At 70.2% G+C, this 10,520-nt stretch carries 9 protein-coding genes; 7 read left to right on the plus strand and 2 right to left on the minus strand.

Annotated elements, in window-relative coordinates; translation table 11 throughout:
• The first annotated feature begins 68 nt into the window (after positions 1 to 68).
• On the plus strand, positions 69 to 1,376 hold the full coding sequence (locus ACGF5C_RS30035) for an aspartate aminotransferase family protein (protein WP_393307040.1): 1,308 nt from the start codon (positions 69 to 71) through the stop codon (positions 1,374 to 1,376).
• A 23-nt stretch (positions 1,377 to 1,399) separates the two neighbouring features.
• Positions 1,400 to 2,914 carry a CoA-acylating methylmalonate-semialdehyde dehydrogenase gene (locus ACGF5C_RS30040; protein WP_393307060.1) on the plus strand — a complete coding sequence of 505 codons (1,515 nt, stop codon included), beginning with the start codon at positions 1,400 to 1,402 and terminating at the stop codon, positions 2,912 to 2,914.
• Here the strand turns inward: ACGF5C_RS30040 and ACGF5C_RS30045 are convergent.
• Complete coding sequence (locus ACGF5C_RS30045; RefSeq protein ID WP_393307042.1) at positions 2,886 to 4,403, minus strand: acyltransferase; 1,518 nt, start codon at positions 4,401 to 4,403, stop codon at positions 2,886 to 2,888. The genes ACGF5C_RS30040 and ACGF5C_RS30045 overlap by 29 nt on opposite strands.
• A 193-nt stretch (positions 4,404 to 4,596) precedes the next feature.
• Between ACGF5C_RS30045 and ngcE the strand changes: the two genes are divergently transcribed.
• The 4 genes from ngcE to ACGF5C_RS30065 all read left to right on the plus strand — a co-directional run bounded on the left by ngcE (position 4,597) and on the right by ACGF5C_RS30065 (position 8,215).
• Entirely contained in the window at positions 4,597 to 6,012 is a 1,416-nt protein-coding gene (gene ngcE / locus ACGF5C_RS30050) for an N-acetylglucosamine/diacetylchitobiose ABC transporter substrate-binding protein (RefSeq protein WP_393307044.1), read from the plus strand.
• A gap of 69 nt (positions 6,013 to 6,081) precedes the next feature.
• Entirely contained in the window at positions 6,082 to 6,990 is a 909-nt protein-coding gene (locus tag ACGF5C_RS30055) for a carbohydrate ABC transporter permease (protein WP_393307046.1), read from the plus strand.
• The gene (locus tag ACGF5C_RS30060; RefSeq protein ID WP_393307048.1) at positions 6,987 to 7,895 is read left to right on the plus strand and encodes a carbohydrate ABC transporter permease; all 909 of its coding nucleotides are present in this window, start codon (positions 6,987 to 6,989) and stop codon (positions 7,893 to 7,895) included. Before ACGF5C_RS30055 ends, ACGF5C_RS30060 begins: the two co-directional genes overlap by 4 nt.
• An 86-nt stretch (positions 7,896 to 7,981) precedes the next feature.
• Complete coding sequence (locus ACGF5C_RS30065) at positions 7,982 to 8,215, plus strand: hypothetical protein (protein WP_393307050.1); 234 nt, start codon at positions 7,982 to 7,984, stop codon at positions 8,213 to 8,215.
• A gap of 291 nt (positions 8,216 to 8,506) precedes the next feature.
• Here ACGF5C_RS30065 and ACGF5C_RS30070 read toward each other — a convergent pair whose 3' ends face one another.
• On the minus strand, positions 8,507 to 9,034 hold the full coding sequence (locus ACGF5C_RS30070; protein WP_393307052.1) for a GNAT family N-acetyltransferase: 528 nt from the start codon (positions 9,032 to 9,034) through the stop codon (positions 8,507 to 8,509).
• A 655-nt stretch (positions 9,035 to 9,689) separates the two neighbouring features.
• On the opposite strand from ACGF5C_RS30070, the gene ACGF5C_RS30075 reads away from it, so the two are divergent.
• Positions 9,690 to 10,115, plus strand: a complete 426-nt coding sequence (locus ACGF5C_RS30075; RefSeq protein ID WP_393307054.1) for a hypothetical protein — start codon at positions 9,690 to 9,692, stop codon at positions 10,113 to 10,115.
• Positions 10,116 to 10,520: the final 405 nt, after the last annotated feature.

Consider the following 10,520-nt stretch of genomic DNA (forward strand, 5'->3'; position numbering starts at 1 on the left):
CAGTTGTCCCTGCCGCCCGGTGATGAGAGCGTGCGGGTTACCGCCAACGCCGCTGAGAGGGTGCGACGATGACCGCCGACGATCTGCTGGCCCGGCACCGGGCCGTGCTCCCGTCCTGGATGCCGCTCTACTACGACGAGCCGATCGAGCTGGTCTCCGGCTCGGGCCGCCGGGTCACCGACGCCCGGGGCCGCACCTACCTGGACTTCTTCGGCGGCGTGCTCACCTCGATGGTCGGTTACGACATCCCGGAGATCCGGGAGGCGGTCGAGCGGCAGATCCGCACCGGCATCGTGCACAGCTCCACGCTCTACCTCATCCGGCAGCAGGTCGAGTTGGCCGAGAAGGTCGCGCGGCTCTCCGGCATCCCGGACGCGCGGGTGTTCTTCGCCAACTCCGGCACCGAGGCGAACGAGGCGGCGCTGCTGTTCGCCACCAACCACCGCCGCTCCGCGCAGATCCTCGCGGTGCGCAACAGCTACCACGGCCGGTCGTACGCGACGATGGGCGTGACCGGCAACCGCGGCTGGTCGGCCAGCGCGCTCAACCCGCTCCAGGTGGCCTGGCTGCACTCGGGGGAGCGGCTGCGCGGCCTGCTCGCCCGGCTCGACGAGTCGCAGCGGGTCGACGCGGCGGTGGAGGACCTGCGCGAGGTGCTCGCCACCCAGACCACCGGCGACGTGGCCTGCCTGATCGCCGAGCCGATCCAGGGCGTCGGCGGCTTCGTGCACCCGCCGGACGGGCTCTTCGCCGCCTGGAAGAAGGTGCTCGACGAGCACGGCATCCTGTTCGTCTCCGACGAGGTGCAGACCGGCTGGGGGCGCACCGGCGAGCACTTCTGGGGCTACCAGGCGCACGGCGTCACCCCGGACCTGCTCACCTTCGCCAAGGGCATCGGCAACGGCTTCGCCCTGGCCGGTGTCGTCGGCCGGGCCGAGGTGCTGGAGTCCGTGCCGGCGATCAGCTTCTGCACGTTCGGCGGGAACCCCGTCTCCACCGCAGCCGGCAACGCGGTGCTGGACTACCTGCTCGACCACGATCTGCAGGCCAACGCGGCCCGCACGGGCGCGATCCTCGCCGACGGCCTGCGGGCCGCCGTGGGCGGTCTCGACTGCGTCGCCGAGGTACGCGGCAAGGGGCTGATGCTCGGCGTCGAGTTCGTCCGCCCGGGCACCGCGGAGCCGGACCCGGCGCTGGCCGTCCGCGTCCTCGAGGCGTGCAGGGCGGGTGGGCTGCTGGTCGGCAAGGGCGGCCTGTACGGCAACGTGCTGCGGATGGGCCCGCCGCTGACGCTGACCGAGGACGAGGCACGGGAGGGCCTGGCCGTCATTGTCGACGCCATCCGCTCCTGCGCCGCGGCGGAGGTCCAGGCGTGAGCGCGGCGAACGGCGGGTCCGGCATGGACCGGGCGACCACCACGGACCTGGCCACGGTGTCGCACTTCGTCGACGGCAAGCGGTTCGGCGGCACGTCGGCCCGGCACGGGGACGTCTTCGACCCGGCCACCGGCCGGCGTACCGGTCAGGTGGCGCTGGCCTCGGCGGCGGACGTCGCGGTCGCGGTGGAGGCCGCCGAGCGCGCGGCCCGGGCCTGGCGGGACGCGTCGCTGGCCCGGCGGACGGCGGTGCTCTTCGCCTTCCGCGAGCTGGTCAACGCCCGTCGCGACCGGCTGGCGGAGGTGATCACCGCCGAGCACGGCAAGGTGCTCGCGGACGCCGCCGGCGAGGTGCAGCGCGGCCTGGAGGTGATCGAGTACGCCTGCGGCATTCCCTCGGCGCTGCGCGGCGGGTTCAGCGAGAACGTCTCCACGGAGGTCGACTCGTACAGCCTGCGCCAGCCGCTCGGCGTGGTCGCCGTGATCTCCCCGTTCAACTTCCCGGTCATGGTGCCGCTGTGGTTCGTGCCGGTGGCGGTGGCCTGCGGCAACGCGGTGGTGCTCAAGCCGAGCGAGAAGGACCCGAGCGCGGCGCTGCTGCTGGCCGAGTGGTTCGCCGAGGCCGGCCTGCCCGACGGGGTGCTGAACGTGGTCAACGGGGACGCCGAGGCCGTCGACGCGCTGCTGGACCACCCGGGCGTGAAGGCGGTGTCGTTCGTCGGGTCCACCCCGGTCGCCCGGTACGTCCACCAGCGCGGCAGCGCCGCCGGCAAGCGGGTGCAGGCCCTCGGCGGCGCGAAGAACCACATGGTGGTGCTGCCGGACGCCGACCTGGACCTGGCCGCCGACGCGGCGGTCAACGCCGGGTTCGGCTCGGCGGGGGAGCGGTGCATGGCGATCTCGGCGCTGGTCGTGGTGGAGCCGGTCGGCGACGCCCTGGTCGCCCGGATCGCCGAGCGGATGGCCCGGCTGCGCACCGGCGACGGCCGGCGCGGCTGCGACATGGGCCCGCTGGTCACCGCCGCACACGCCGAGAAGGTCCGCTCGTACGTCGCGGCCGGGGTGGCCGCCGGCGCGGTGCCGGTGGTGGACGGCCGCGACGTCGAGCCCGACGGCGACGCCGACGGGTTCTGGCTGGGCCCGACGCTGTTCGACCGGGTCACCCCGGACATGTCGATCTACACCGACGAGATCTTCGGCCCGGTGCTCAGCGTCGTGCGGGTCGGCTCGTACGACGAGGCGGTGGACCTGGTCAACGCCAACCCGTACGGCAACGGCACGGCGATCTTCACCAACGACGGCGGCGCGGCGCGGCGCTACCAGCACGAGGTGGAGGTCGGCATGGTCGGCATCAACGTGCCGATCCCGGTGCCGATGGCGTACTACTCCTTCGGCGGCTGGAAGTCCTCGCTCTTCGGTGACCTGCACGCGCACGGCGAGGACGGGGTGCGCTTCTTCACCCGGGGCAAGGTGGTGACCAGCCGCTGGCTGGACCCGCGCCACGGCGGGGTCAACCTCGGCTTCCCCACCCAGACCTGAGCAGCCGCAGGGCGCCGGCCCCGGCCAGGTAGGCCGCCAGCGCCGAGGCCGGCACCCCCAGCGGCTCGGGGGCCGACTTCGGCGTCTCGGCGTTGACGGCCAGGGCGTACACCACGGCGGCGAAACCGGCGGCGGTGACCGCGGCGCGGGCGGTGCCTCGCCACCCCGGACCGGCGGGCTGACCGGCGTCGTGCGGCTGACCGGCGTCGCGCGGCTGACCGGCGTCGTGCGGCCGGCCGGTCGGCTCGGGGCCCTGGGCGGGGGCCCCGCCGCCGTCGGCCCGCCGGCGGTCCCGGCCACGGCCGGTCGGGCCGGTGCGGGCCTCGACGGGGCCGAAGACGGCGACCAGGGCGGCCAGCACCACGGTCAGCATCAGCACCCAGGGCACCCGCCAGGCCAGCCAGGCGGCCGAGCCGACGGGCGGGGTCGGCAGTTCCCCGGCCGCGTCCAGCGCGCCGACCAGCAGGATCGCGGCCGTCAGGTGCCAGAGGAAGACGGTGAGCACGACCGCGTTCACCGCGATCACCGCCTGCCAGGGACGGGAGCGGCGCAGCCAGCGTTCCGCCGGGTCGCGCAGCAGCAGGATCAGTCCGAGCTGGGCCGTGGTCAGGGTCAGCAGCGCGAGGCTGGGCGGCGCGGCGTTGTCCAGCCGCTCGCCGGGCACGTTGAGCATGCTGACCGGGTACGGCCCGACGGTCAGCAGCACCGTCGCGGCCAGACCGCCGAGCAGCGCCGTGCCGCCGGCCCGCCGCGACAGCGGCAGCCGGTGGGTCAGGACGCCGCGCCGCGTGGGCGCGCCGGGGCCGGTGGGTGTGTCGGGGCGGGCGGGCGGCTCGGCGCGGGCGTCGCGCCACGCGAAGCCGAGCTGGTGGACGGCCAGCCACCCGAAGACGTAGTTCGGCAGCGCCAGCTCGGCCGGCCCCAGCGCGCGCCCCAGGTCGCCAGCGGCGACCAGCACGGCCAGCGCGAGCGGGACGAGCAGGCCGAAGCGCCGGTGCAGGGCGTACATCGCCGGGGTCAGCGGCACCACCAGCAGGTAGGCCGCGAGGAACCACAGCGGGATGGTGGCGAACCAGGCGACGGTACGCACCAGCGTCGCCTCCACGCCGACCAGCGACGCGACGGCGGAGCCGGCGGCGATCACCAGCAGCAGGGCGGTGGTGGGGCGCAGCAGCCGCGCGCCCCGGCCCAGCAGCCAGGAGACGGCGTCACCGCCGGCGGCCCGGCGGGCGGTCAGCGAGGCGGCGTTGGCGTAGCCGCCGACCAGGAAGAACACCGGCATCACCTGGGCCACCCAGGTCAGCGGGTACGCCCAGGGCAGGTCGGGCAGCGCCGAGCGGGCCGTCGGTCGGCCGGTAGGGTCCTCGCCGATGGCGGCCACCGCCCAGTGGCCGAGTACGACCATGACGATCGCTAGCGCCCGGAGCAGGTCGACGTAGCGTTCCCGACCAGCCGGCGTGCGCGCGGCGAGTTGCCGCAGACGGCGCATGGCTCCGAGGGTATGCCAGGCGCGAACCGGCCGGTGGTGATAACGGTTCGGTCTGCGGTCTTGAAGTCCGCCGGTTACTGCCGTAGAAATTCTTCAGCAACACGTAACAAACTGAAGACAACTTCCCCCTGGCCTCGTGCGGCGGCGCCTTCCCCCATCCGGCGCCCGCCCGGACCCGATCCGAGGAGAGACCATGAACAGGCGTGACATCCTGCGGCGCAGCGCCGCCGCCGGCCTGCTGGCCACCCCTGCCGCCGGCCTGCTCGCCGGCTGCGCCACCGGCGGTGGCGACGACAAGGGCGACGCCGGCACCTACAAGGGCACCAAGAGCGAGCAGAACCCGCTCGGGGTCAAGGAGGACGCGCCCCTGGAGGTGGTGATCTTCAACGGCGGCTTCGGCGAGGAGTACGCGAAGGCCCACGAGGCCATGTACACCGAGAAGTACCCGAAGGCGAAGATCAACCACTCGGCGACGCAGGAGATCGGCAAGACGCTCCAGCCGCGCTTCGTCGACGGCACCCCGCCCGACGTGGTCAACAACTCCGGCAAGGACCAGATCGACTTCAACGGCCTGGTCTCCCAGAACGCCATCGCCGACCTGGGCGAGCTGCTCACCGCCCCGAGCCTCGACATCCCCGGCAAGACGGTCAAGGACACGCTGCTGCCGGGCGCCGTCGAGGTCGGCTCGTACGACGGCAAGTTCATGGTGATGAACTACACCTACACCGCCTACGGCATCTGGCACTCCACCAAGCTCTTCGCCGACCGGGGCTGGGAGTACGCCAAGACCTGGGACGAGCACATCGCGCTGTGCAAGAAGATCAAGGCGGCCGGCATCGCGCCGTGGACGTACGCGGGCAAGCACCCCCGTTACATGAGCTGGCCGCTGATCGCCACGGCCATCAAGTTCGGCGGGGCGTCCGTCGCCACGGCGATCGACAACCTGGAGCCCAACGCGTGGAAGTCCGACGCGATGAAGGCCGCGGCGGACGCGTGGCACCAGATCGTCAAGGACGGCTTCGTCCTCGCCGGCTCGCCGGGCCTCGACCACGTGCAGTCGCAGACCGCGTGGTGCCAGGGCAAGGCCGCCTTCATCTCCTGCGGCTCCTGGCTGGAGAGCGAGCAGAAGAAGGTCACCCCTGAGGGCTTCAACATGACGATCCAGCCGACGCCCAGCCTGGGCAGCGGCGACAAGCTGCCGTTCGAGGCGATTCGCGGCACCGCCGGCGAGCCGTTCATGGTCCCGGCCAAGGCGAAGCACCTCGCCGGCGGCCTGGAGTACTTCCGCATCATGCTGTCGAAGAAGGGTGCCCAGGACTTCACCAGGAAGGTCTCCAGCCTGACCGTGGTGGCCGGGTCGACCGAAGGCATCGAGCTGCCGTTCGGCCTCAGCACCGTGAGCAAGGCGCTGGAGGCCTCCGGCAGCAACGGCTTCAACTGGGTCTACAACAACTACTACCGGAAGCTGGAGCGTGAGCTCGTCGACGCCGCGTGCGGCGAGTTCTTCAGCGGTCGGATCGGCCCGGCCGAGTTCCTCGACCTGTGCCAGAAGGGCGCCGACTCGATCGCCCAGGACAGCTCGATCAAGAAGTACAAGCGGGCCGCGTGACATCCGGCCGGTGGGGACGGGTCCGCGCCGTCCCCACCGGCCCACGGCTGTGGGAGTAGGTCCTTTCTCGTGAAACATGGCAAGTACCCGCTGATCGTCACGTTCCTGGTGCCGCCGCTGCTGCTCTACGGCATCTTCGTGCTCTCGCCGTACCTGCAGGCCTTCCAGATCTCGACCACCGACTGGCTCGGCTACTCGGCCGAGGCCAACTCCGTCGGCCTGGCCAACTTCGAGAGGCTGCTGGACGACGACCGGGTGTGGAGTGCCCTCAAGAACAACGCGTGGCTGCTCGCGGTGGTGCCGGTGGTGACCATCGTGCTCGGCCTCTTCTTCGCCACGATGCTCAGCATGGGCGGTCGCAAGGGCCGGGCGGGGGTGACCGGCGTACGCGGCACGTCCGTGTACCGGATGGTCTACTTCTTCCCGCAGGTGCTCTCCGTGGTCATCATCGCCCTGCTGTGGAAAGAGGTCTACCACCCCAACAGCGGCCTGCTCAACGGTGCCCTCGGTGCCGTCGGCCTGCCCACGCCGGCCTGGCTGGGTGATCCCCGGTTCGCCTTCTGGTGCGTGCTGGCGGTGATGGTCTGGAGCAACGTCGGCTTCTACGTGGTGCTCTTCGGCGCGGCGATGTCGGCGATTCCGCGCGACATCTACGAGGCGGTGATGCTCGACGGGGCGTCGCGGTGGACCACCCTGCGCAAGATCACCATCCCGCTGCTCTGGGACACCGTGCAGGTCGCCTGGATCTACCTCGCGATCGCGGCCCTGGACGGGTTCATCCTGATCCAGCAGATGACCAACGGCGGCCCCAACTTCTCCTCCGACGTCATCGGCCTGCGGATGTACGAGACCGCGTTCGGCAGCGAGAGCAAGTTCGGCTATGCCTCGGCGATCGGCGTGGTGCTGTTCTTCCTGACCCTCTCGGTGGCGGCGCTGGCGCTGCGGGCCGCCCGGCGTGATCGGATCGAGTACTCGTGACAACCCTCGACAGGACCGCGCCCGACGGCACGGCCGCAGCGAACCGGCCGGCGCCGCGGGACCGGAAGCTCCGCCGCGACGTCGGCGTCGCCAACATCTTCTCGCACTGGTTCCTGCTGCTCTGGGGCGCGTTGACCGTGCTGCCACTGCTCTGGATGTTCCTCAGCTCGTTCAAGAGCGACGGGGAGATCCTCTCCGACCCGTGGGGGCTGCCCGGTGCGCTGCGGTTCGAGAACTGGGCGCGTGCCTGGACCGAGGCGCACATCGGCCAGTACTTCCTGAACAGCGCGATCGTGGTGACCGGATCGCTCACCCTGACCATGCTGATGGGCGCCACGGCGGCGTACGTCTTCGCCCGTTACGAGTTCCGGGGCCGGCAGTTCCTCTACTACCTGTTCGTCGGCGGGATGATGTTCCCCGTCTTCCTGGCCCTCGTGCCGCTGTTCTTCGTGGTGCGCAACGCCGGTCTCTTCGGCACCTGGACCGGGCTGATGCTGGTGTACGCCGCCTACTCGCTGCCGTTCACCGTCTTCTTCCTCACCGCCTTCTTCCGGACCCTGCCGACCGCGGTCGCGGAGGCGGCGCTCATCGACGGGTGCGGTCACTTCCGGCTCTTCTTCCGGGTGATGCTGCCAATGGCGCGACCGGGACTGATCAGCATCGCGATCTTCAACTTCCTCAGTCACTGGAACCAGTTCATCCTGCCCCAGGTGCTGATGCAGGGCGACGACTCCAAGTGGGTGCTTGCGCAGGGGCTCACCGCACTGGCGGTCAGCCAGGGCTACCAGGGTGACTACAGCGGTCTCTTCGCGGGCCTGACCATCGCCACGCTGCCGGTGCTGGTCGTGTACATCCTCTTCCAGAGGCAGATCCAGTCGGGCCTGACCGCCGGCCAGCTCAAGTAGCCCCGCCCCATCCGGCCGTCGTCAGGCCGCTTTCGACGACGGCCGGGGCGGGGTATCCGAGCACGCCGTCGGATCTCGTTCACGTCGTGGACTGGTTTTCCGCGCCGCACCAGCGCGAGGAGTGGTACTCGGCGGGCGACGTGCCCGGCGCGCTCGCCGGAGTCCGCTGGAGCCACAACTACTTCCCCGACGTCACCCAGATCTTGCGCTCGCTCAACGACGGCCTACGGGTCCACACGCCGCGGGAGAAGGTCTCGGCGCAGGACGACAGCGGCAACGCGGCTGAGCAGACCTTGATCCGGGCATACGCGGTGCGCTGAGTCAGGTGAAAGCGGCCTGGGGCGATGCGCCCCGACGCGGCCTACGCCGCGCACCCACACCGGTTCACCCGCCGTCCACGACCACCCACTGTCCGAGGCCGCCTGGATCAACCAGCCCGTCCAGCAGGCACAACCCGTCTCAGTTTGACTTGACAACTACCGAGTTGCCCGACGAGGGCGCTCAACGCTGCGGCGGCGCACAGGACTGCGGTCCACCCGAGTGGCCGCGGTGGAGGTGTGGTCGGCGACCAGACCGGCGAGCCACGGACCGACGGTCTATCGGGAAGACCACTAGGTCGAAGCCGTGGTGGCAGCGAAGCCCAGGGACTCGTACAGCGGCCTGCCCAGCCGAGAAGCGGTCAGTGTGACCGGCAGGTCTGCCATCGGAGCTAGGGACCCGAGCATGACCGCACGCCCCACACCACGGGAACGGAACGCCGGCGAGGTTTCGATCCAGTAGTGGCTGCCAGACCCACCTTCCACGACGGTGACGCACGCCCCAGCGATCTCGCCATCCAGGCTAGCGATGACCACGTCGATACCTGGTTGGTGAATCAAGGCCGTAGGGAACATCTCACCGCCCCGATAGGGCTCGAACCTGGCCAGCTCGAAAGCGGCGATCACGGTGCGCTCAGCCGCTTGCAAGTCCTCCTCGCTCCGCAGCCGGATCACGTTCATCGCCGGCTTGGCAACGGCGCCGGGCTGGCGCAGCATGACCGGCATCTGCCAGCTGCGCATGCCCAGGTGGTTCAGATCCGTCGAGCTGAACGGATCCTCGGCGTCCACCGGGCCGGCCGCCTGGGTAGCCAGTTCGGTCATCTCAGCCAGCTCCTCGCGACGGAGGTCGGGTTCCTGGATCAGGACGCGCAGGCCCGCGCGCTCCTAGCCGGCGGTCGCTCCACACTGGATGGCTGTGCGCTCGGCCTACGTCGGCGCAGCTGTACCCGCATCCTCCCTCACGCTGGGGTCAAACTGCACCTGGACGGCGAGCGATGCACTAGTGAGATCATCGGGCAAAAGCCGGGCACAACTACGCCGAGAGCTGTTGACCGGTGTAAGGAACGAGAGACGCCACCCCACGTCAGGACGCCGATCTGTCCGGTCTGGGATGATCTACAGGCCACCAGAGGGGTTCAGGGTTCAAGTCTCAGGATTGCCGAGACGTTCTCTCTTGGATCAAGGCGGCCCGCAAGCGGGCCGCGCCGGCCCGGCCCCGGCCTGCTGGCGACCTCCGGCCGGCCACGCTGACGGACGACAAGTTCTTGAAGACCTCGGGCTCCGCCCCGAACCCCGGCCCTCCTCAGAATGCCGCCGCAGATCACCTCGTCGGGCACCACAAGGGCTACCAGCCTCCCCGGACGGGGACCAGGTCGTTCGTCCGGTAGGGCGCTCCACCTGGTCCCCGTCCGGGGAGGCTGGACGGTCTGGCGACTGCCCGACGAGGAGATCCGCTTTTAGACCGTAGGCTGGTCCAGTGGATGCCGTGTCGCCGGATGAGCTGCTAGAGCTGAACATCGTGGATGGGGCGGGCAGAACGGCGAAGTCGACCGTTGCTATCTATGACGCTGCACCAGCGCGGGTCGTCCTCACCAGCGGCGATCTCGTCTTGGAGGAAGAGGGCTTGGATTTGCTGGTCTGTCTCCTTGGCATCAGGCGACGATTGGAAGTCGACGGGTTCAATCTTTGCTGCCAAGGAGCAAGGCCGGATGTCTGGCCTTCAGGCCTGCTGAGGCAGTTCAGCAACGGCCGCTTCGGGTACGTCCTAGCCTCCGGGACGACCGGTGGTGCGCTGGAGGAGGTCGATCTGTTCGCTCCGGCCGACGCCAAGGAGATCGGCACAGTTGAACAGCAGCTTGAATCGGCTTTTCGGTTCTACGGACTGCGCCAGCGGCGCAGCTGAAGAAGGCAGCGCGTCGGGCCATCCACGGGCCACAAGTCGGTGCGACGCCAAGTCGAACCAGGCCACCAGAGACCATGCCGACCAGGCAAATCGCCACGCCAGCCTGCCTTTGGTTAAATTCCCAAGCTGACAGTCTGGGTGCCACGCCCTCCCGCAAGCGCCCCGGCTCCGGACCCGGGCGGGCGGTGATGGCAACCCGGCGTGCCGTTAGTGTGCGGTTGGGGACAGCATCTGGCCAAGTTGACGGCGGACATCGGCAGGAGACGAGCACATGAGTAGGGGAAAGACCGTGCTTGTGGCTGCAGGCCTCCTAGTGCCGCATCAGGCAACGTTTGCCCTGTCGTGACGTGACGCGCCGTCCGGATGCTGGCTCGGACGGCGTGGTGTCGCCAGGCTGTCCGGGTG

The sequence above is a fragment of the Micromonospora sp. NPDC047620 genome (assembly GCF_043205005.1).
GTDB lineage: Bacteria > Actinomycetota > Actinomycetes > Mycobacteriales > Micromonosporaceae > Micromonospora.

Bases quoted from the DNA above. Each gene is read 5' to 3' on its own strand.
- ACGF5C_RS30035 (WP_393307040.1), top strand. From the start codon at position 69: ATGACCGCCGACGATCTGCTGGCCCGGCACCGGGCCGTGCTCCCGTCC.
- ACGF5C_RS30040 (WP_393307060.1), top strand. From the start codon at position 1,400: ATGGACCGGGCGACCACCACGGACCTGGCCACGGTGTCGCACTTCGTC.
- ACGF5C_RS30045 (WP_393307042.1), bottom strand. From the start codon at position 4,403: ATGCGCCGTCTGCGGCAACTCGCCGCGCGCACGCCGGCTGGTCGGGAA.
- ngcE (WP_393307044.1), top strand. From the start codon at position 4,597: ATGAACAGGCGTGACATCCTGCGGCGCAGCGCCGCCGCCGGCCTGCTG.
- ACGF5C_RS30070 (WP_393307052.1), bottom strand. From the start codon at position 9,034: ATGACCGAACTGGCTACCCAGGCGGCCGGCCCGGTGGACGCCGAGGAT.